14 protein-coding genes are annotated in these 21082 nt (G+C 65.7%); 6 read left to right on the top strand and 8 right to left on the bottom strand.

Going from position 1 to position 21082, the window contains the following annotated elements; genetic code table 11:
• The first annotated feature begins 6 nt into the window (after positions 1-6).
• Both ACE10W_RS36405 and ACE10W_RS36400 read left to right on the top strand, forming a co-directional pair.
• A complete protein-coding gene (locus ACE10W_RS36405; RefSeq protein ID WP_011090475.1) occupies positions 7-1011 on the top strand; it encodes an SPFH domain-containing protein in 1005 nt (334 codons plus the stop codon).
• A 60-nt stretch (positions 1012-1071) separates the two neighbouring features.
• On the top strand, positions 1072-1515 hold the full coding sequence (locus ACE10W_RS36400; protein ID WP_011090474.1) for an NfeD family protein: 444 nt from the start codon (positions 1072-1074) through the stop codon (positions 1513-1515).
• A 130-nt stretch (positions 1516-1645) separates the two neighbouring features.
• Here ACE10W_RS36400 and ACE10W_RS36395 read toward each other — a convergent pair whose 3' ends face one another.
• Entirely contained in the window at positions 1646-2020 is a 375-nt protein-coding gene (locus ACE10W_RS36395; RefSeq protein WP_304548749.1) for a helix-turn-helix domain-containing protein, read from the bottom strand.
• 72 nt (positions 2021-2092) lie between these two features.
• Here ACE10W_RS36395 and ACE10W_RS36390 point away from each other — a divergent pair, with 72 nt between their 5' ends.
• The gene (locus ACE10W_RS36390; protein ID WP_028173856.1) at positions 2093-2644 is read left to right on the top strand and encodes a carboxymuconolactone decarboxylase family protein; all 552 of its coding nucleotides are present in this window, start codon (positions 2093-2095) and stop codon (positions 2642-2644) included.
• A gap of 97 nt (positions 2645-2741) precedes the next feature.
• Here the strand turns inward: ACE10W_RS36390 and ACE10W_RS36385 are convergent, their stop codons facing one another.
• Complete coding sequence (locus ACE10W_RS36385) at positions 2742-3749, bottom strand: SIS domain-containing protein (RefSeq protein ID WP_304548748.1); 1008 nt, start codon at positions 3747-3749, stop codon at positions 2742-2744.
• A gap of 191 nt (positions 3750-3940) precedes the next feature.
• Between ACE10W_RS36385 and ACE10W_RS36380 the strand changes: the two genes are divergently transcribed.
• Positions 3941-5683 (top strand): outer membrane beta-barrel protein, encoded by a 1743-nt coding sequence (locus ACE10W_RS36380; protein ID WP_304548746.1) that lies wholly within the window; start codon positions 3941-3943, stop codon positions 5681-5683.
• Between the two features lie 176 nt (positions 5684-5859).
• On the opposite strand, the gene ACE10W_RS36375 is transcribed toward ACE10W_RS36380, so the two are convergent.
• Both ACE10W_RS36375 and gltB read right to left on the bottom strand, forming a co-directional pair.
• A complete protein-coding gene (locus tag ACE10W_RS36375; protein WP_304548744.1) occupies positions 5860-7311 on the bottom strand; it encodes a glutamate synthase subunit beta in 1452 nt (483 codons plus the stop codon).
• 141 nt (positions 7312-7452) lie between these two features.
• Positions 7453-12186: a glutamate synthase large subunit gene (gltB, locus tag ACE10W_RS36370; RefSeq protein ID WP_028173860.1), complete on the bottom strand. Its 4734-nt coding sequence runs from the start codon at positions 12184-12186 to the stop codon at positions 7453-7455.
• A 490-nt stretch (positions 12187-12676) separates the two neighbouring features.
• On the opposite strand from gltB, the gene ACE10W_RS36365 reads away from it, so the two are divergent.
• Entirely contained in the window at positions 12677-13459 is a 783-nt protein-coding gene (locus tag ACE10W_RS36365) for a hypothetical protein (protein WP_304548742.1), read from the top strand.
• A 97-nt stretch (positions 13460-13556) separates the two neighbouring features.
• Here the strand turns inward: ACE10W_RS36365 and ACE10W_RS36360 are convergent, their stop codons facing one another.
• Both ACE10W_RS36360 and ACE10W_RS36355 read right to left on the bottom strand, forming a co-directional pair.
• A complete protein-coding gene (locus ACE10W_RS36360; RefSeq protein ID WP_011090466.1) occupies positions 13557-14327 on the bottom strand; it encodes an alpha/beta fold hydrolase in 771 nt (256 codons plus the stop codon).
• Positions 14328-14480: 153 nt separating this feature from the next.
• Positions 14481-14951: an Hsp20 family protein gene (locus ACE10W_RS36355; protein WP_028173863.1), complete on the bottom strand. Its 471-nt coding sequence runs from the start codon at positions 14949-14951 to the stop codon at positions 14481-14483.
• A gap of 207 nt (positions 14952-15158) precedes the next feature.
• On the opposite strand from ACE10W_RS36355, the gene ACE10W_RS36350 reads away from it, so the two are divergent.
• Positions 15159-16106: an alpha/beta fold hydrolase gene (locus ACE10W_RS36350; protein WP_011090464.1), complete on the top strand. Its 948-nt coding sequence runs from the start codon at positions 15159-15161 to the stop codon at positions 16104-16106.
• An 87-nt stretch (positions 16107-16193) separates the two neighbouring features.
• Here ACE10W_RS36350 and ACE10W_RS36345 read toward each other — a convergent pair whose 3' ends face one another.
• Together ACE10W_RS36345 and ACE10W_RS36340 are read right to left on the bottom strand one after the other, a co-directional pair.
• Complete coding sequence (locus ACE10W_RS36345) at positions 16194-18992, bottom strand: di-heme-cytochrome C peroxidase (protein WP_304548740.1); 2799 nt, start codon at positions 18990-18992, stop codon at positions 16194-16196.
• Positions 18993-19178: 186 nt separating this feature from the next.
• Positions 19179-20975: an adenylate/guanylate cyclase domain-containing protein gene (locus ACE10W_RS36340; protein WP_038966174.1), complete on the bottom strand. Its 1797-nt coding sequence runs from the start codon at positions 20973-20975 to the stop codon at positions 19179-19181.
• Between the last annotated feature and the right edge of the window lie 107 nt (positions 20976-21082).

The raw sequence follows: 21082 nt of genomic DNA, 5'->3' as shown, positions 1-21082 counted from the left end.
GGAAATATGAGCGGTTTCGACATTTTCGCGATTGTTCTGGTTTTGCTCGTCATCGTCACGCTGATTGCCGGCGTGAAGACCGTCCCGCAGGGCTATGACTGGACCATCGAGCGGTTCGGCAAGTACACCCAGACGCTGAGCCCCGGGCTCAACCTGATCGTGCCCTATTTCGATCGCGTCGGACGCAAGATCAACATGATGGAGCAGGTGATCGACATTCCCGAGCAGGAGGTGATCACCAAGGACAACGCCACCGTGACGGTGGACGGCGTCGCCTTCTACCAGGTGTTCGACGCCGCCAAGGCGAGCTACGAGGTCTCCAACCTGACCCAGGCCATCACGGTCCTGACCATGACCAACATCCGCTCGGTGATGGGCGCGATGGATCTCGACCAGGTGCTGTCGCATCGCGACGAGATCAACGAGCGCCTGTTGCGCGTCGTCGATGCGGCGGTCTCGCCCTGGGGCCTGAAGGTCAACCGCATCGAGATCAAGGACATCGTGCCGCCCGCCGATCTCGTCGAGGCGATGGGCCGCCAGATGAAGGCGGAGCGCGTCAAGCGCGCCGACATTCTGGCCGCCGAAGGCCAGCGGCAGTCGGAGATCCTGCGCGCGGAAGGCGCCAAGCAGGGCCAGATTCTCCAGGCCGAGGGCCGCAAGGAAGCCGCGTTCCGCGACGCCGAGGCCCGCGAGCGGTCCGCGGAGGCCGAGGCCAAGGCGACGCAGATGGTCAGTGAAGCCATCGCCAAGGGCGACGTCGCGGCGTTGAACTATTTTATCGCCGACAAATATATCAAGGCGTTCGGCCAGTTCGCGGACTCGCCGAACCAGAAGATCATCATGCTGCCGATCGAAGCCACCAGCATGCTCGGCTCGCTCGCCGGCATCGGCGAGATCGCGAAAGCAACGTTCGGCGAAAGCGCGGCGTCTGCGGCTGCCGCTGCTCGCCGCCCGGGCTCTGTGCCTCCGACCGGCAGTACGCCGCCGGCGGTGCCGCCGCGGCAGGGATAGTCACCGGCGCATGACGCGGTTCTTTTGAAAACGGCATGCGTCAATATTCAGAGGCGTATCATGACCGACACGTTCGTATCGCTCGGCACCTGGAACTGGCTGATCTTTGCCTTCATCCTGATGGCGCTGGAGACGATCGCACCGGGCGTATTCCTGTTCTGGCTCGGGCTCGCCGCTTTGCTGGTGGGCCTGATCTCGTTCGCCGTTCATCTGTCCTGGCAGACTCAGCTCGTGATGTTCGCGATCTTCGCTGCCGCCGCCGTTCCGGTGTGGCGCCGGCTCGCCCGGCCGAGGCCCGATGCAAGCGCAAGCCCCTTCCTCAACAAGCGCACCGAGGCGCTGCTCGGCCGTGAGTTCACGCTGGAGAAGCCGATCGTCGACGGCAACGGCACCATGCGCATCGGCGACACGGTCTGGCGCGTCGCAGGTCCCGATACGCCGGCCGGGACGCGGGTGAAGGTGGTGCAGGTGGACGGCGTGAATCTGACGGTAGCGGTGGCGTGAGGATTCTTCGCCTCTCCCCGCTTGCGGGGAGAGGCCGGATTGCATCGCAGATGCAATCCGGGTGAGGGGGGACTCTCCGCGAGTCCGTCTCTCACCGTTTGCGCGGAGGCTCCCCCTCACCCCAACGCTCTCAGCGCGAGCGAAGCTCGTCGCGGCCCCGCTTGCGGGGAGAGGGGGAAGAGCCCTTCCACCTCTCCGCGAACCTGTGCAGCGGCATGAACGTCTCGCACAAGTCCTGGCCGAGCGGCGTCAGCCCATAGCCTCCGCCTTCGCCGAGCTCCACGAACCCCGCCTCGCGCAAATCGTCCAGCCGCGCTTGCAGCACCGTGGGCGAAGCCTCGTCGCACGCCGTGCGCAATGCGCGGGAGGTGAGGGGCTCCTCGCGCAACTCCCACAGGATACGCAAGGTCCAGCGCCGGCCGAGCAGGTCGAGCAGCGCCATGATCGGCCGTCCGGTGCGCGAGCCGCGGACGTTGCGTGTTGTCGAACCGGCCTGTTTCGCCATCGTCGTCCTCTTGCGTCTCGCTACAGATAGTGTAGCGTATCGCTACGATAATTGTAGCAACGGAGACGGCCGATGTCCCGGGCCACACCGCGCATTGCGCCGCTCGCGCCGCCTTATCCCCCGGAGATCCAGGCGCAGTTCGACCGCATCATGCGCGGCGCGCCGCCGCTGGTGCTGTTCCGGGTGATGGCGGGCCACGGCCGCGCCTGGGACAAGTTTCGCGCCGGCGGGCTGCTCGATCCCGGGCCGCTGTCCCTGCGCCAGCGCGAGATCGTGATCGACCGCACCTGCGCGCTGAGCAAATGCGAATACGAATGGGGCGTGCATGTCGCGGTCTTTGCCGGGCCGGCGCGCCTCACGGAGGAGGAGGTCCGCGCGACCGTAGAGGGTGATGCGACATCAGCCTGCTGGTCACTGGACGAGCAGGCGCTGATTGCCGCCGTCGATGCGCTGCATCACCGCGCGACGTTCACCGACGCGGAATTCGCCGCGCTCGCGGCGCATTACGACGAGGCGCAGATTCTGGAGATCATGCTGCTGTGCGGCTTCTATCGCACGGTGTCGTATCTGGCGAACGGCTTGCGGCTGCCGCTGGAGGAGAAGGCGGCGCAGTTTCCGGCGTAGCCCTCGCTGTCATTCCGGGGCACGCGAAGCGTGAACCCGGAATCTCGAGATTCCGGGTTCGATGCTTCGCATCGCCCCGGAATGACTGTGCTTGAAGCTACGCCACGCCCGCGCGCAGCAGATCGTGCAAATGCACGATGCCCACGACCTTGCCCGCCTCGGTCACCAGCAGCGTCGTGATCTTGCGGGTGTTCAGCACCTCGATCATCTCGGTGGCGAGCATCGAGGGCGGCACGGACTTGGGCTGCCTGGTCATGATGTCGTCGACCGACACTGTCAGCAGGTCTGGACGCATGTGGCGGCGCAGATCGCCGTCGGTGATGATGCCGACGGCCTCATTCGCGTCGTTGACGATGCAGACGCAGCCCAGTCCCTTGGCCGACATCTCGACCACGGCCTCCGACATCTTGGTGCCTTCAGGCTTGACCGGGATCTCCGCGCCGGTGCGCATGTAGTCGCGGACGAATTTCAGCATCGCGCCGAGCTTGCCGCCGGGGTGGAAATGCGCGAACTCGAGCGCGGTGAAGCCGCGGCCTTCGAGCAGCGCGATCGCGAGCGCATCGCCGATCGCGGCCTGCATCAGGGTCGAGGTGGTCGGCGCCAGATTGTGCGGGCAGGCCTCGCGCGCCTTCGGCAGCTCGATCACGAGGTCGGCGGCCTGTCCCAGCGAGGACGCCGCGTTCGACGTCACCGCGATCATCGGAATCGCGAACCGCGCGGAATAGTTCACGACGTTCTTCATCTCGGGCTGCTCGCCGGACCAGGACAGCGCCATGATGACGTCGTCCGCGGTGATCATGCCGAGATCGCCATGGCCGGCTTCGGCGGCGTGCACGAAGAACGCGGGCGTGCCGGTCGAGGCCAGCGTCGCGGCGATCTTGCGCCCCATATGACCTGACTTGCCGAGCCCGGTGACGATGACGCGACCCTTGGCCTGCCGGATCATGTCGACCGCCTTGGCGAAGGTCGCACCCAGCGGGCCGCGCAGGGCGGCGGCGAGCGCGTTGATGCCGCCGCTCTCCGTCTCCAGGGTGCGGAGCGCGGATTCGACGCTGGCGGGAATGGGGCCGGATGATTGGGTCATCAGCGGTTTCGAACTCGGCATGTTCAGGTCCAGGGAGGAGGGGCGATGGCCCGTTGGTGCCTGCTTAGCACGCCTCGGCGTATGAGGCGACGCGGCCGCCCCGACCCTCAACGGGTCATTAACCATAATTGTTTTAACTCCATTAACGATGGTTTCTGCCAGCCGGCGGGAACCGTCGCGAAAGTATTTGATTTCGTTGGGGTAATTCCATCGTGGGGTCGTCTCCAGGCATGGGCCGGAGCAAACGCGCGCATTTCCTGCGCGCGGCTTTGCCGTGTCTTGCGCTGACGGCCCTGCAAAGCGGTCCAGTCGCCGCCCAGAGCCTCACGCCCGACCTGTTCAATCCCAACCGCGGCGGCTTCGCCGCGCCTGAGACACTGCCGACGCGCCGCACGGCGGGCGTGCCGCAGGCGCCATCGGACGCGCTGCCGGCGCTGCCCGATCCCAATGCCGACCCGCGCAAGCGCCAGCAGACGCCGGCGACCTCGCGCGTCGGCCAGGTGCCGACCTACGGCCTGCCGGCCGCCAACGGCGCCAGCGGCTCGGGTTACGACTCGCTCAACCGCAAGCGGCAGCAGCCCAAGCTCTATCCCGGGCAGCCGAAGCCGAAGCGCCCGGTCGGGCCCGGCTCGCCGGTGCCGCCGGCAACGCCGGACAGGACGCTCGGCCCGCCGCGCATCGCGCCGCCGCCGTCGGAGACCGCGCACAAGGTGCCGGTGCCGCCGGCGATGGCCGGCAACGTGCCCGGCCAGCCGCTGCGCCGTCGCCTCAAGGCCGATGACGACGCGTTCAGCGCGGTCGGCGATTATGCCGGCAGCTTCCTGATCAAGGGCGGGCTCGAGCTCTCCGCCGGCTATGACACCAACCCGGCGCGTCTGAACAAGCCGGTCGGCTCGCCGGTCTACGTCGTCGCGCCCGACCTCCTCGTGGCGTCCGACTGGGAGCGCCACGCGCTGGTCGCCGATTTGCGGGGCTCGTTCTCGGGCTACACCAACAACATGCCGGCGACGATCGACGGCTTCGCTTCGCCCTCGCCGGTCGAGATCGACCGGCCCGATTTCACCGGTCATGTCGACGGCCGCATCGACGTCGACCGCGATCTCAAGCTGACCTCGCAGCTGCGCCTGCGGCTCGCCACCGACAATCCCGGCAGCCCGAACGTGCAGGCCGGCCTCCAGAAATATCCGGTCTATGCGACCTATGGCACGACCATCGGTTTCGACCAGACCTTCAACCGCTTCCAGGTCGCCGCCGGCGCCACCGTCGATCGGACCGCCTATACGGATTCAAAACTCACCGACGGCTCGACCTTCAGCAACAACGATCGCGACTTCAACCAGTATGGTGGTGTCGGCCGCTTCTCTTATGAGCTGAAGCCTGGGCTAAAACCGTTCGTCGAGATCCAGGGCGACACCCGCGTCCACGACCAGGCCGCTGACCGCAACGGCTATTTCCGCGATTCAAACGGCGGCTATGCCAAGGTCGGCTCGTCCTTCGAGTTCTCGCGCATCCTCACCGGCGAGGTCTCGGTCGGCTACTCCGCGCGCAACTATGTCGACCCGCGCCTGAGCCAGCTCTCGGGCTTCCTTACCTCGGGCTCGCTGATCTGGAACGCGAGCGGCCTGACCACGGTGAAATTCGCCACCGACACGCAGATCGCGGAGACCACGGTCCCCGGCTCCTCCGGCGTGCTGGTGCACACCTACGGGGTCGAAGTCGATCACGACTTCCGCCGCTGGCTCACGGCCGTCGGCAAGTTCACTTACGGCACCTACGACTACCAGAACCAGGGTCGCAACGACAAAACCTACTCGCTCGAAGGCAATCTGATCTACAAACTCAACCGCAACATCTGGATCAAGGGCACGCTGCGCCACGACATCCTGGATTCGAACCAGCCGACCTCGAGCTCGCAGGGCACGGTGGTGATGCTGGGGGTGAGGCTGCAGAATTGACGCCTGTCGGCACGCGTCTGGAGTGAGATGAGGCGCGAGAGCACGGCTCTCTCCGCTCGTCATTCCGAGGCGCGCCATTTGGCGCGAACCCGGAATCCATCGGGCGTCAGGGGGCGTGGATAAATGGATTCCGGCTCGCGCTTCGCGCGCCCCGGAATGACCGGCGAGCGGCGAACCTACCGCGGCAGATCCGTCTTCCCCATCAAGAACGTATCAATCGACCTTGCACACAGCCGGCCCTCGCGGATGGCCCAGACCACCAGCGATTGCCCACGCCGCATGTCGCCGGCGGTGAACACGTTCGGGCGCGAGGTCTGGTAGTCGAGCGTGTTGGCCTTGACGTTGCCGCGCGGGTCGAGCTCGACCGAGAGCAGCTTGAGCAGGCCCTCATGCACGGGGTGGACGAAGCCCATGGCGAGCAGGACGAGCTCGGCATCCAGCTCGAACTCGGTGCCGGCAATCGGCTTGAACTTGTCGTCGACGCGGACGCAGTGCAGCTTCTTGACCTGGCCGTTCTCGCCGGAAAACTTCTGGGTCAGCACGGCGAATTCGCGGATCGCGCCTTCGGCCTGGCTGGAGGAGGTGCGCATCTTCAGCGGCCAGTTCGGCCAGGTCAGGCCCTTGTTCTCGCGCTCGGGCGGGGCGGGCATGATCTCGAGCTGGGTCACGGACAGCGCGCCCTGGCGCAGCGAGGTGCCGATGCAGTCGCTTCCGGTGTCGCCGCCGCCGATGACGACGACATGCTTGCCGCCGGCCAAAATCTCGGTGACGCCATTCAGCGGCTCCTCGGAGACGCGGCGGTTCTGCTGCGGCAGGAAGTCCATCGCGTAATGGATACCAGCGAGATCGCGGCCGGGGATCGGCAGGTCGCGCGGAGCTTCCGCGCCGCCGGTCAGCGCCACGGCGTCATACTCGTTGAGCATCTCGCGCGGATCGACATTGCCGTCAGCGCCGACATGGCTGTTGTAGTGGAAGGTGACGCCTTCGCCTTCCATCTGCTTGACGCGGCGGTCGATGATGCCCTTCTCCATCTTGAAGTCGGGGATGCCGTAACGGAGCAAGCCGCCGGCCTTGGCGAACTTCTCGAACAGGTGCACGTCGTGGCCGGCGCGCGCGAGTTGCTGCGCGCAGGCCATGCCGGCGGGTCCAGAGCCGATCACTGCGACCTTCTTGCCGGTCTTGACGGAGGCGACTTCCGGCTTCAGCCAGCCATTGTCCCAGGCGCGGTCGACGATCGCGCATTCGATCGTCTTGATGGTGACCGGGTTGTCGTCGATGTTGAGCGTGCAGGACGCTTCGCACGGCGCGGGGCAGATGCGCCCGGTGAACTCCGGGAAATTGTTGGTCGAGTGCAGGTTGCGCGAGGCCTCTTCCCAGTTGCCCTGATAGACGAGGTCGTTGAAATCGGGGATCTGGTTGTTGACCGGGCAGCCCGGCGTGCCGGGCGCGACCGAGCCTGTGCCGTGGCAATAGGGAATGCCGCAGTTCATGCAGCGCGCGGCCTGGTCGCGCGTTTCCCTCTCGGTCAAGGGAACGACGAACTCGTGAAAATGCTTCACGCGCTCGGCGACCGGGGTGTACTTGCGGTCGTGCCGTTCGATTTCCAGAAAACCCGTGATCTTGCCCATTAAACCCGAAGTCCCTGCCGCTTAGGTTTGTTTGCCGTCGTTCCGGGATGCGCGCGCCGCGCGCAGACCCGGAACCTGGAGGTTGGTTTGCGAGACTCCGGGTTCGCGCTTTGCGCGCCCCGGAATGACGCGAGTTGAGAATTACGCCCCGATCGCGATCTTCGGCTCGGCGTCCGCGTTGGCCGCCATTTCGCGCAGCGCACGCCGGTACTCGACCGGCATCACCTTGCGGAATTTTGGCAGCCAGTCCTTCCAATTGGCAAGGATGTCGGCGGCGCGCTTGGAGCCGGTCGCTTTCGCATGGCGCGTGATCAGGACGTGCAGCCGCTCGACGTCGGAGTCGAGCAGGCCCTTGAACACGTCGACCCGGCCATGCGCCTCGAGGTCACCGGTGTGATTGTAGGTGCCGGCGTTGATCAGCTCCTCCGACAGGACCGGTTCGAGTTCGACCATGCTGAGGTTGCACAGCTTGTCGAAGTCGCCGGTCTCGTCGAGCACGTAGGCGATGCCGCCCGACATGCCGGCCGCGAAGTTGCGCCCGGTCTTGCCGAGCACGACCACGATGCCGCCGGTCATGTATTCGCAGCAATGATCGCCCGCGCCCTCGACCACGGCGATCGCGCCCGAGTTGCGCACGGCGAAGCGCTCGCCGGCGATGCCGCGGAAGTAGCACTCGCCCTGGATCGCGCCGTACATCACGGTGTTGCCGACGATGATGCTTTCTTCCGGCACGATCGCGGAGTTCTTCGGCGGCTTGACGATGATCTTGCCGCCCGAGAGGCCCTTGCCGACATAGTCGTTGCCTTCACCCTCGAGCTCGAAGGTGACGCCATGGGCGAGCCACGCGCCGAAGGCCTGGCCGGCGGTGCCCTTGAGGCTGACATGGATGGTGTCATGCGGCAGGCCGGCATGGCCGTAGATCTTGGCGACCGCGCCCGACAGCATGGCGCCGGCGGAACGGTTGGTGCTGTTGATCGTAGCGTCGATCTTCACCGGCGCGCCGCGGTCGAGCGCGGGCGTCGCCTGCTCGATCAGCGTGCGGTCGAGCACGGCTTCCAGATGATGGTTCTGGCGCTCGGAGTGATAGATCTTCTGGCCCTTCTCTTCCTTCTGCTTGACGAACAGCTTGGAGAAGTCGAGCCCCTTGGCCTTCCAGTGCGCGACCAGCTTGGTCTGGTCGAGCAGCTGAACCTGGCCGATCATCTCGTTGAAGGTGCGGAAGCCGAGCGACGCCATGATCTCGCGGACCTCTTCCGCAACGAAGAAGAAGTAGTTGATCACGTGCTCGGGCTGGCCGGTGAAGCGCTTGCGCAGGACCGGGTCCTGGGTCGCGACGCCGACCGGGCAGGTATTGAGATGGCACTTGCGCATCATGATGCAGCCGGCCGCGATCAGCGGCGCGGTGGCGAAACCGAACTCGTCGGCGCCGAGCAGCGCCCCGATCACGACGTCACGGCCGGTGCGGAAGCCGCCGTCGACCTGGACCACGATGCGGCTGCGTAGCCGCTCGCGCACCAGCGTCTGGTGGGTTTCGGCAAGGCCGATCTCCCACGGCGAGCCGGCGTGCTTGATCGAGGTCAGGGGCGAAGCGCCGGTGCCGCCCTCGAAGCCGGCGATGGTGACATGGTCGGCGCGCGCCTTGGCGACGCCCGCGGCGACCGTGCCGACGCCGATCTCGGAGACGAGCTTGACCGAGACGTCGCCCGTCGGGTTGACGTTCTTGAGGTCGTAGATGAGCTGCGCCAGGTCCTCGATCGAGTAGATGTCGTGATGCGGCGGCGGCGAGATCAGGCCGACGCCCGGCGTCGAGTGCCGGACCTTGGCGATGGTCGCGTCGACCTTGTGGCCGGGCAGCTGGCCGCCTTCGCCGGGCTTGGCACCCTGCGCCATCTTGATCTGCATCATGTCGGAGTTGACGAGATACTCCGTGGTGACGCCGAAGCGGCCCGAGGCGACCTGCTTGATCGCCGAGCGCATGGAATCGCCGTTCGGCAGCGGCTTGAAGCGGTCGGCTTCCTCGCCGCCTTCACCGGTGTTCGACTTGCCGCCGATCCGGTTCATGGCGATCGCGAGCGTGGTGTGCGCCTCGCGCGAGATCGAGCCGAAGCTCATCGCACCCGTGGCGAAACGCTTGACGATGTCCTTGGCCGGTTCGACCTGGTCGAGCGGCACCGGCTTGCGCTTCTCTTCCTCGGCGCTCTTGATCCGGAACAGGCCGCGCAGCGTCAGCAGGCGCTCCGACTGCTCGTTCAGGATCTTGGCGAAGGCGCGATAGCGCTCCAGCGAATTGCCGCGCGCAGCGTGCTGAAGCAGCCCGACCGACTCGGCGGTCCAGGCATGGTCCTCGCCGCGGCTGCGATAGGCATATTCGCCGCCGACGTCGAGCGAGGTCTTGTAGACCAGCGCCTCGCCGAACGCGTCGGCATGGCGGCGCACGGCTTCTTCCGCGATCTCGGCCAGACCCACGCCTTCGACGCGGGTATGCGTGCCGGCGAAGAACTTTCCGACGAAGTCCGCCTTGAGGCCGACCGCGTCGAAGATCTGCGCGCCGCAATAGGACTGGTAGGTCGAGATGCCCATCTTGGACATCACCTTCAAAAGACCCTTGCCGATCGACTTGATGTAGCGCTTGACGATCTCGTAGTCGTCGAGCGAGCCGGGCAGGCGGTCCTTCATCGCGATGATGGTCTCGAACGCGAGGTAAGGATTGATCGCTTCGGCGCCGTAGCCGGCAAGGCAGGCGAAGTGATGCACTTCGCGCGGCTCACCGGATTCGACGACAAGGCCGACCGAGGTGCGCAGTCCGACGCGGATCAGATGATGATGCACGGCAGCGCAGGCCAGCAGTGCCGGGATCGGGACCCGGTCGGTGCCGACCATGCGGTCGGACAGGATGATGATGTTGACGCCCTCGCGCACCGCGCTTTCGGCGCGCGCGCAGAGCTCGTCCAGCACCTGGTCCATGCCGGCTGCGCCGAGCCCGGCGTGGAAGGTGGTGTCCAGCGTGCGCGACTTGAAGTGGGTGTCGGCCACGTCGGTGATCGAGCGGATCTTCTCGAGATCCGCGTCGGTCAGGATCGGCTGGCGCACTTCGAGGCGCTTGGTGGTGGCCATGCCCTGCAGGTCGAACAGGTTCGGCCGCGGTCCGATGATCGAGACGAGGCTCATCACCAGCTCTTCGCGGATCGGGTCGATCGGCGGGTTGGTGACCTGCGCGAAGTTCTGCTTGAAGTAGGTGAACAGCGGCTTGGCCTTGTCCGACAGCGCCGAGATCGGCGTGTCGTTGCCCATCGAGCCCGCGGCTTCCTCGCCCGTCGCCGCCATCGGCGTCATCAGGATGGTGATGTCTTCCTGGCTGTAGCCGAACGCCTGCTGGCGATCGAGCAGCGACAGGTTGGAGCGCACGCCGGTGGTTGGAACCTTCGGCAGCTCTTCCAGCACGATCTGGGTCCGCTCCAGCCACTCCTTGTAGGGATGGCTCTTGGCGAGCTCGGCCTTGATCTCGTCGTCGGGGATCAGGCGGCCCTGCTCGAGGTCGACCAGCAGCATCTTGCCGGGCTGGAGCCGCCACTTGGTGATGATCTGGTCCTCGGGGATCGTCAGCACGCCCATCTCGGACGCCATCACGATGCGGTCGTCCTTGGTCACGAGATAGCGCGCCGGCCGCAACCCGTTGCGGTCCAGCGTGGCGCCGATCTGGCGGCCGTCGGTGAAGGCGATCGCGGCGGGGCCGTCCCACGGCTCCATCAGCGCGGCGTGATATTCGTAGAAGGCGCGGCGCTTCTCATCCATCAGCGGATTGCCGGCCCACGCCTCCGGGATCATCATCATGACGGCGTGCGGCAGCGAGTAGCCGCCCTGCACCAGGAATTCGAGCGCGTTGTCGAAGCAGGCGGTGTCGGACTGGCCTTCATAGGAGATCGGCCAGAGCCGGTTGATGTCCTTGCCGTAAAGCTCCGAGCTCACCGAAGCCTGGCGCGCCGCCATCCAGTTGGTGTTGCCGCGCAGCGTGTTGATCTCGCCGTTATGCGCGATCATGCGGTAGGGATGCGCCAGCGACCAGGCCGGGAAGGTGTTGGTCGAGAAGCGCTGATGCACCAGCGCCAGCGCACTCTCGAAGTCCGCCTCGTGCAGGTCGGGATAGTACTTGCCGAGCTGGTCGGCGAGGAACATGCCCTTGTAGATCACGGTGCGGCAGGACATCGAGCAGGGGTAATAGCCCGCAAGGCCGCGGTCGCGGCGCTGGTAGATCGCCTGCGAGATCGACTTGCGCAGGATGTAGAGCCGGCGCTCGAAATCGTCCTCGGTCTTGGCGGTGCCGTTGCGGCCGATGAACACCTGCATGCAGGCGGGCTCGGTCGGCTTCACGGTGACGCCGAGCGAGGAGTTGTCGGTCGGCACGTCGCGCCAGCCGAGCAGGGTCAGGCCCTCTTCCTTGATCTGGTCGGCGATGATGCTCTTGATGACGTTGCGCCAGGCGGTGTCGCGCGGCATGAACAGCGCGCCGATGGCGTATTCGCCGGGCTGCGGCAGCGTGAAGCCGAGCTCCTTGGCCTTGCGGCTGAAGAAGGCGTGCGGGATCTGCACCAGAATGCCGGCACCGTCACCGGCGCGCGGATCGGCGCCGACAGCGCCGCGATGCTCGAGGTTGCAGAGGATGCTCAGCGCGTCCGAGACGATCTTGTGCGACTTCTTGCCCTTGATGTTGGCGATGAAGCCGACGCCGCAGGAATCCTTTTCCAGGCTCGGATCGTAGAGGCCTTCGGCGGGCGGGCGCGAATTGTGTTCCTGAATCGGATCGGTCGTTTTCGAGGCGACCGTCGCCGACAGTTCTTCTGCCACGATGTTTGCGCGCTCGAATTGCGACCCGTTCATGTCCTCGTCCTCTCCATGCGGCAAGCTGTCTCACCGCCATCTTCGGCGCACCTTGGGCGTTCCGCGGCACCCGCCTCTGGGTCACCGCTCGTCCGCTGCGAGCCGCATTTTCTTAAATTCAGGCCAAGGCGTTCTACGTCCCCGTGAACGGCTTTGCCTGTTGCCTTCTTGGTGCTCGGAAGCACCAACTTTCGTTGCAATCCCTATGCCGGAACCGCAAGCAAAATTGAGACAGCTTTCCTGTCCTAACCATCACCTTGCCAAATTTTTGTCTATCACACAAGCGCGCGAAAGTCCCGATTCCCGATCTGTCAATCAATCGCTTTCCGAAAGTTGCGCAGCCCCGGTTTTGAAGCAAACGCGCCCTGATCCGGCCCTGTGGACGCCGAAATCCCAAATGAAGCTTCGGATCGACCCTTCGGAAGGCGCGCCACGCCGCAAGAAGCGAAAGAGCGCGATCCATCCGGGGGCTGACAGGAGCGTGTCGACCATGAAGTTTTTCACAGGATGTGTGGCCGCCGCCGCGCTGGCGCTGGCCGCAAGCACGGCTCAAGCGCAAGTTCCAGCGAACGGTATTGCGGGAGGGGCCACGATCGCCGTGTCGGATTTCGACGCGCCCTATGCGCCGCCGGACGCCGCGCCGCCTCCGCCGCCGCGATACGGCTATGGCTATGGCTACGAGGAACGCGGCGCGGCGCTGCTGCCGGCCACCGAGGTCTATGCGGTGCTGCGCGACAACGGCTTCTCGCCGCTCGGCATCCCACGACTGCGCGGCAGCGTCTACACCATCTCGGTGATCGACCGCCGCGGCGACGACGGCCGGCTCGTGATCGACGCCCGCGACGGCCGGATCATCCGCTTCATGCCCGCCGCCGATGCCTACGGCATGGCACCGGCCTATGAGCAGCCCACGGTCGCGCCCTACGGCCCGCAAAGCGCGCTGCCGCCGCCGACCGTGGTCCGCGGCGGCCCGCCGCGCCCGCCGGCCTCGATCCCGCATGTCGCGAGGCGCACCGTGCCGCTGCCCAAGGCGGCTCCGCAGCGCGGCGAGACGCCGGTCGCGGCAGCGAAGCCGGCCGAGCCTGCGGTACAGCAGGCCCAGGCGCCGCAAGCTCAAGCACCGCAGGCACAGCCCGCGCAGCAGACCGCCGCCGTGCAGGCCAAGCCCGCCGAGGCGGCGCCGCAGGCCGCTGCGCCGACAGTGGGGCAGACGAAGCCCGCTGCGACGATTCTGCCGACGCAGGACATGCCGGCCGCGCAGGGACTGGACTAGCGCGCAGTTCGTTTGGCGCGACGGCGCTCACGACATTGGAGCAAAACAAAAGGCGCCTGAGATTTCAGGCGCCTTTTGCATCACAGGCAATCGCCTCTCAGCTCCGCGGATACCCCGCAGCTTCCAGGATCAGGTTCGCCACGTCCTTCGGATGCGACACCAGCGAGAGGTGGCCGGCATCGAGCTCGATCGTCGTTGCGTTCATGCGCTTGGCGAGGAAGCGCTCGAAGTCCGGATTGATGGTGTCGTCGTTCTTCGACACCGCGTACCAGCTCGGCTTGGCGTGCCATGCAGCTTCCGTGGTGCGGCCGGCGAAGATCGAGGCCGCGGTCGGCCATTGCACGGCATAGAGCTCCTTGGCCCGTTCCGGCTTCACGCCATTGGCGAAATATTTCAGGAAGGCGTCTTCCGAGAGCTTGGTGTAGCCGTCGCGCTCGATGATGCCGGCGCGCACCGGGCCGGTCGGGAATTGCTTCGACAGCGCGACGAAATCCTCGTTGGCATCGGGCGCGCGTGCGGCGACATAGACGAGGCCGGTGACCTTCGGGTCGGTGCCGACCTGGCTGATCACGGTGCCGCCCCAGGAATGCGCGACCAGCACGGTCGGCCCGTCCTGCTCGGCCAGCGCGCGCTTGGTCGCCTCGACCGAGTCCGCAAGCGACGACAGCGGATTCTGCACGGCAGTCACGTGAAGGCCGGCGGCCTGGAGGATCGGGATCACCTCGGACCAGCTCGATCCGTCGGCCCAGGCGCCGTGCACCAGCACGACGTTCTTGGCCTTCACGGCTTGCGGGCTCTGTGCGTGAGCGAGGCTGAGGGGAGCCGCCAGCAGGCTCGCGGCGACGAAAAGGCTGCGCCAAAGTGTCATGATCGTTCTCCGTCTTGTTTTGGGTTCGATGCCCAAAGGACGGAGGGAGAGGCCGCGCTGTTACGAGGCTCACCAGTCTGTGATGCGGTGCAAACGAAAAAAACGCCCCGGGGCACCGGGGCGTTTTCGCAACCTGGAAGTGGCGTGCGTGTTTTACGCGGCGACTTGCGCGGCCGAGTTCTCGATCACCTGCGCCTTGGGCGCGCCGGCGTTGATCGCGATCTGGCGCGGCTTCTTGGCTTCGGGAATCTCGCGGACGAGATCGACGTGAAGCAGCCCGTTCTCGAGCGAGGCGTCCTTCACCTGCACGAAATCGGCAAGCTGAAAGGCGCGCTCGAAGGCACGCGCGGCGATGCCGCGGTAAATCACTTCGGACTTCGAGTTCTCGTTTGCGACTTTCTCGCCCTTGATCGTCAGCGTGTTTTCCTTCGCGACGATGGAGAGCTCATCCTTGGCAAAGCCCGAGACCGCAACGGTGATGCGGTAGGCGTTCTCGCCGGTGCGCTCGATGTTGTAGGGGGGATAACCGGGGCTGCCGTCCGAACCGGCCTGGTCGAGCAGGTTGAAGAGGCGGTCGAAGCCGACGGTGGAACGATAGAAGGGGGTGAGATCGTAGGTACGCATGGTCAAGTCCTCCATTGAGCGACTGTTTGGTAACCCGCCCGCCAATCGGGCCGGGCTTTAGTCTGTGTGCAGCCTGATGTTCCGGTTCCGAAACACTGGTAGCGGCCTGCACCATGGTGATATGGGTTCAAGGGAACGGCGTTCAAGAGGGCGGCAACTTGCGCCTTTTCGGCGCTCCCGCCCTTGATTTTCAGCATTTCTCGCCCAATGACGCTGATCTCGATTCCGTCCAATCCCGTTCCCGAAGACGTCGTCAGCGGCACCATCAAGACACCCGATGGCGCCGAGCTGCGCTTTGCGCGCTGGGCGCCGCCGGCGAACCGCAAGGGCACGGTCTGCGTCTTCACCGGACGCAGCGAGCAGATCGAGAAATATTTCGAGACCGTGCGCGACCTGCGCGACCGCGGCTTTGCGGTGGCGATGATCGACTGGCGCGGGCAGGGCCACTCCTCGCGCCGCCTGCGCGATCCGCGCAAGGGCTATGTGCGCGACTTCGCCGATTTCGAAATCGACGTCGAGACCTTCGTGCAGCAGGTGGTGCTGCCGGATTGCCCGCCGCCCTTCTTCGCGCTCGCCCACTCCATGGGCGGTACGGTGTTGCTGCGCGTTGCGCATGCGGGCAAGCGCTGGTTCGACCGCATGGTGCTGTCGGCGCCAATGATCGACCTGCCAGGCCGCACCACCTCGTTTCCGTCGCGGGCGCTTCTGAAGACGATGCGCCTGATGGGGATGGGCGGCCGCTATGTTCCCGGCGGCAGCGACCGCATCACCGGGCTCGATCCCTTCATCAACAATCCCCTGACCAGCGATCCCGTGCGTTATGCGCGCAACGCCGCGATCCTGGAGGAGGATCCGACGCTCGGGCTGGCGTCACCGACGGTCGCCTGGGCCGATAGCGCCTTCCGCGCCATGCACACCTTCAAGGGCATGAACTACCCCTCCGAGATCCGCCAGCCGATCCTGATGCTGGCGGCCTCCAGCGACACCGTGGTTTCGACCGCCGCGATCGAGGAGTTCGCCTACCATTTGCGCGCCGGCTCCCATCTCGTGATCGCCGGCTCGAAGCACGAGATCCTCCAGGAGCAGGACCGCTACCGCTCCCAGTTCTGGGCCGCCTTCGACGCCTTCGTGCCGGGCACGCCGCTGTTCAAGTGAGCGGCAGCGACGGTGCGCTCCCTCGCCCCGCTCTTGTCCGCTGAAGCTTCAGCGAAGGCGGATGCGGGGAGAGGTGAAAGGACCGCGCTACAGCGTCTTCAGATACTCGATCAGGTCCTTGCGCTCTTCTTCCTCCAGCAGGCGGCCGACGACGCCGTCCTTGTGCGGCGGCCCCTTGCCCTCGAACGAATGGCCGAGATTGCTGTTGCCGTTGATCTCGGTGCCGTCGGGCCAGGTGGTCGAGAACTGCGTTTCTCCGGTCTTGCAGCGCTCGCCCTCGACGACGGCGAAGCCGACCAGCTTCGGATCGTAGTCGCGCTGGCCCATGCAGAATTTCTTGGGTCGCTCGGCAGCAGGCCTCAGCATCCAGTCCAGCGAGGGCACTGAGCCGTTGTGGAGATAGGGCGCGGTGGCCCACACCCCGTTCAGCGGGCGCGCGCGATACCAGGGACCGGGCTCCTTGGGATCCGGCGGCTGCGGCCCGGGCTTGGGACAATTGGCGCGGGCGCCCCACCAGCGCTTCTGCGCGTCGGGCGGGATTTGAGCGTCATTCATCGCCTTGCGGCTGACGATGTCGACGATCGCCATCAGCCCAACCGAATAGGGCATTTCGGTCGAGGTCGTCTCCGGCAGGTTGGCGCATTTCCATTGGTCGCCGAGGATGCGTGTCGGATTCAGATCGAGGAAGCCCGGCACCGAGACCGTCCGCTTCTCCAGGACTCTGGCCTGGGCGGAATCCGTCCCCATGCCCGTGACGCTCTTCTGGATCGGGTTGAGCACCATCTCGTCGCCGATGCGCTCCCAGCGCGACGACGACCACACGCTCTCCTGCGGAAACTCCTTGTCGAACTCGGGATCGTTGACGGGACCGAGGTGGCACTCCACGCAGATCTTTGCGTAGAGCTTGCGGCCGCTCTTGACGCGGTCCGGATTGACCTTCCAGTCGTCGCCGAGAATCTGCGAAGGCCATCTCGGCGAGGTCAGTCCGCCGAGCTTCTTCTGCGCGTAGGGATTGGGGCCCGCCAGCAGACTCTCGATCCAGTGCAGGTTGGTGACATCGGCCGAGGACCGGTAGAGCCTGTCCTTGGGATAGGCGTCGGACAGGTTGAGCAGCGCCGTCACGCCGAGCGCCTCGCCGGCATTGCGGATCAGCGGCTGCTCGATCGAGGCATCGTACTGCGCGAATTTGAGCCACGGCACGGTCCAGATCGGAGGGAAGCTGACCGGCGCGTCCTGGGCATGCAGGTTCTTCTCGAATCCCTTGACCCCGCTCAGCGCGAAATCCTGCGAGAACACCTGGTTGCCGATGCGATTGAGCGCATCGAGACGGCCGAAGCCTTCTTCCGTGTCCTTTTGCTGCTTGCCGTCCCAGGTCTTCTTGCCGGCGATCGTCTTGTCGTAACCCTTTTGCCAGTCGAGCAGGAATGTGAGGGTCGCCTTGAGGCTCTGCTTGAGCGCATTGCGGTCGGCGTCGCTCGCATCGGGGCCGAGTACGCGGTCGGCGAACCGCTTGAAGCGGAACGGCACGTAGAGCGTGTAGGCGATCGAGAGCCCGGTCACGCTCTCGAGCTTCTTCAGGTCGGTCATGGCGGGGCCGCCGTCGAAGCGCACGTCCACGCCCTTGTAGCGCACGTGCCCGGTGTGGCAGGCGGCGCAGGTCAGCCCGATCTTGTCTTCCTCGCGGCGGCCGGTCGCGGGATCGACGACGCCCGTCATCCGCGCGAAGCCGACCGGCAGGCCGTCGACATTCTCGACCGGTGACCAATCGGTCGACAGGCTCTTCGGCTGCGTCGTGTCGTAGACATTGGCGTAGCCGAAGCTCCGCAGCGTGGTTGCGTCGGTCTTGATGGATTGCGGGCTCTGGATGAAGCCGAAGCGCTCGAGATAGGCGCTGTCCTTCACCATGCCGGGGCGTGAGAACAGGCGAAGACGCGGCTGCTCCAGCGCCATGAACCAGGTGTAGGGAACCGGAAAGGTCGCGGTGCCCTGGCTGGTGTGGTGGAACCAGTGCCGGTCCTCCAGCGACCAGTTCTGCTCGAGCCAGAAGGCCGCCGTCGTCTCCGGGAGTTTTGGCAAGGGCGGCGGCAGCAGCTGTGCGAGGACTCCCTTCTGCGGCAGCATGGCGCGGACCTGGTCGGGGAATTCGGCGACCGCCACGAGCGCGACAAGAGCGGCCGCGAACAGGAACGCTATGATCCCGAGAGCCCAGCGAAACCTGAGCGCGCAGGATGACAGCAGCGGCTGCGATAAAATCCGCTGGTTGATGCGGTCGGGGAATTGGCGCGCGTTCAGCAGCGTGCGCACGTCGGCGACGCTGAGATAGCGATCCTCCTTACTCGTGCCCTTGCCCATGATCTTCAGCAGGACGGGCCATTCGAACTGCATCAGCACGGGGTAGTACCAGCGCACGGCGCTGCCTGCGCGCTTGAGGTTCTCGTGCATGAAGGTCTTGATTTCCGCAGCGTTGAGGCCGGGCTCGCTGCTGCCGGTGTCCGGATCGGTGTAGGTCCGGCCGAAGCTCTGGAGCCGCGCGATCTCGTCCTCGTTGACCTTGCCGTCGACGCCGAGGACGCGCGAGCCGGCGCCGCGCTTGTCCAGAGGGCCACCGCGCAGTTCGTCGAGCTGCGGGCCCGACCGGATGCTTTTCAGGATGTGGCTAAATCCGTTGGCGATGAGCGCAACGCCGCGGACCTGGATCCGGGCCCAGCTCTTCATCAGCCCCGTCTCGCCGCTCGCATTCGCGATGGTCTGCGAAAGCGTGTTGAGCGGGACGGTCCCGCCGTCGACGAAGCCTTCGCCGACGAGGCCGCGCAGGAATGGACAGGGATTGTTCGGCGAGACCCCGATCGAGGGGTCGAAGGGGGGCTTCGAGGCGGGGTGATGCATGGCCCAATTCCTGAAAACGGCGAATCGTGAAAATCAGACGCGCCGATCAAGCGCGGAAAGTCCTAACAAACAGCCAGCGCGGCCGCCGCCGACTATACTACTTCAGCGTGTGACAAAGTGTGGCTGAATTCACTGTGCTGTCAACAAGAGCGGACGAGAGATCGTCGCGCGGCCGCAGTCCGCCTGTCAGGACTCGGCGGCGCGTTTGACGTCGCTCTGGACCAGCGTCAGCTTGCCGAGCGGCACGCCCGCCTTCAGAAGCCCCTCGCGGTAATGAGCGAGGTCCTCGGGCCGCTTCCAGTGGAAATTGCGCAAATGGCGGTCGACATTCAGGGTCGGGTAGTTGCCCATGAGCACGCGGGTCGCCTCGACGGCCTCGCCGGTCCGCCCCAATTGCGCCAGCGCTGCGGCTCGGATCGCCAGCGCCTGCATGTGGTTCGGGTTGATGTAGAGCTGCTCGCGGGCCCACGACAGGGTCGCGTCATACTGCCCCAACAGATAATGGCTGAACGCGTTCAGTGCGGCCCATTGGTAGCGCGGGTCGCTGTTGTCGCGCTGCGCGGCCATCGAAAACAGCTCGATCGCCTCGCGGTGCTCGCCGATCACGAAATGGCAGATGCCGAGCACGCCGCGCGCGCCGTTGTCGTAGGGGTTGAGTGCGACCGCGCGCTTGGCGGCGTCCATCGCGGCCTCGTAATGCCCTTCCATCGCATGGGCCCAGGACAGGATCGAGAACGCGAAGGAGGAGCGCGGGTCGAGCCGGACACTGGTTTCGGCGAGGTTCATCGCCTCGGCCCACATCTCCCGCGTACCCTTGACCCAGCCGAACTGGATGCTCTGGATCTGGATCGTGGCAAGGTAGGCGTGCGCGATCGACAGCTTGGGATCGACCGCGATGGCCTCCCGGAACAGGTCGATGGCGGCGGCCAGGTCCTCCTTGGTCTGCCGGTAGTAATGCGACAGCCCCTTGAGGAAACGGTCCCACGCGGTTACGTCGGTCGAGAGCCGCGCGGGCGCCGAGGCCTCCGCGCGGACGATCTCGGTGGCGATGGCGGCGGACAGGTTGGTGGTGATCTCGTCCTGCATCGCGAAGAAGTCGCCGATGTCGCGGTCGTAGCGCCCGGTCCAGAGCTGCTCGCCGGTCTCCGGCGCGATCAGCTCCGCGGTGACGCGGATCTTGGCTCCGGCGCGCCGCACCGAGCCCTGGATCAGATAGGTGGCGTCGATCTCGCGCGCGATCAGCCGAGTGCTCGTGTTCTTGCCCTTGAAGGCGAAGGTCGAGTTGCGGCTCAGCACCCGATAGAAGGATTGCAGCGACAGCGCGTGGATCAGATCCTCGGTCAGGCCGTCGGAGAAGTATTCGTCCTGGGCGTCGCTGAGATTGGCGAAGGGCAGCACGCCGACGATCGCGGTGCGGTACTGCTGCGAGAGTGCGGAGGCCTCCCTCAGCTCGGGGGCGATCGCCCGTGCGCCCTCGGGCTTCCAGGTCCAGACCCCGACCGCATCCTTGATGTTCTTGAAGCGATGGTTGCCGCCATCGACCAGCGGCACGGTGAGATGCTTGTTCGCCTCGCTGTAGGCCTTGGCCGAGATGGCGAAGCCGCCGGGGCTCGCCACCGATTCCAGGCGGACGGCAATGTTGACATCGTCACCGAACACCTCGTCCTCGTCGGCGATGACGTCGCCCATGTGGATGCCGAGCCTGAACTGCATGGCGCGGTCAGCCGGCAGATGGTGGTTGCGCTCCGCCATCAGCGTCTGCATCGCGATCGCGGCTTCGGTGGCGCCGACGATCGAGGGGAACTCCAGCAGGAAGCCGTCGCCGGTGTTCTTCACGACGCGGCCGCCGTGATTGAGGATGATGGGGTGAATCGCGCTGCGATGCGCCTTGAAGGCGGCATGGGTGCCAGCCTCGTCGCTGCCCATCATGCGCGAATAGCCGGCGACATCGGCGCAAACAATGGCAGCCAGACGTCTTTCCATATTCTCGGAGCTCCAAAGGATGGAGGACTGGCCACGGCGTGGCAGTCGCCTCGAATCCCGCATTTCAAGAACCCTGCCTTTATAGAGCAGATGAGGCCGCGGGAAAG

It is taken from the genome of Bradyrhizobium sp. B025 (assembly GCF_042257955.1).
Lineage (GTDB): Bacteria > Pseudomonadota > Alphaproteobacteria > Rhizobiales > Xanthobacteraceae > Bradyrhizobium > Bradyrhizobium diazoefficiens.
Note: the sequence above shows the minus strand (reverse complement) of the source record. Positions and strands in the feature narration are given on the sequence as shown.

Coding starts and splice junctions, on each gene's coding strand:
- ACE10W_RS36360 (WP_011090466.1), bottom strand. CDS start 14,327: ATGACACTTTGGCGCAGCCTTTTCGTCGCCGCGAGCCTGCTGGCGGCT.
- ACE10W_RS36375 (WP_304548744.1), bottom strand. CDS start 7,311: ATGGGCAAGATCACGGGTTTTCTGGAAATCGAACGGCACGACCGCAAG.
- ACE10W_RS36355 (WP_028173863.1), bottom strand. CDS start 14,951: ATGCGTACCTACGATCTCACCCCCTTCTATCGTTCCACCGTCGGCTTC.
- ACE10W_RS36345 (WP_304548740.1), bottom strand. CDS start 18,992: ATGCATCACCCCGCCTCGAAGCCCCCCTTCGACCCCTCGATCGGGGTC.
- gltB (WP_028173860.1), bottom strand. CDS start 12,186: ATGAACGGGTCGCAATTCGAGCGCGCAAACATCGTGGCAGAAGAACTG.
- ACE10W_RS36405 (WP_011090475.1), top strand. CDS start 7: ATGAGCGGTTTCGACATTTTCGCGATTGTTCTGGTTTTGCTCGTCATC.
- ACE10W_RS36390 (WP_028173856.1), top strand. CDS start 2,093: ATGTCCCGGGCCACACCGCGCATTGCGCCGCTCGCGCCGCCTTATCCC.
- ACE10W_RS36395 (WP_304548749.1), bottom strand. CDS start 2,020: ATGGCGAAACAGGCCGGTTCGACAACACGCAACGTCCGCGGCTCGCGC.
- ACE10W_RS36400 (WP_011090474.1), top strand. CDS start 1,072: ATGACCGACACGTTCGTATCGCTCGGCACCTGGAACTGGCTGATCTTT.
- ACE10W_RS36350 (WP_011090464.1), top strand. CDS start 15,159: ATGACGCTGATCTCGATTCCGTCCAATCCCGTTCCCGAAGACGTCGTC.
- ACE10W_RS36365 (WP_304548742.1), top strand. CDS start 12,677: ATGAAGTTTTTCACAGGATGTGTGGCCGCCGCCGCGCTGGCGCTGGCC.
- ACE10W_RS36340 (WP_038966174.1), bottom strand. CDS start 20,975: ATGGAAAGACGTCTGGCTGCCATTGTTTGCGCCGATGTCGCCGGCTAT.
- ACE10W_RS36385 (WP_304548748.1), bottom strand. CDS start 3,749: ATGCCGAGTTCGAAACCGCTGATGACCCAATCATCCGGCCCCATTCCC.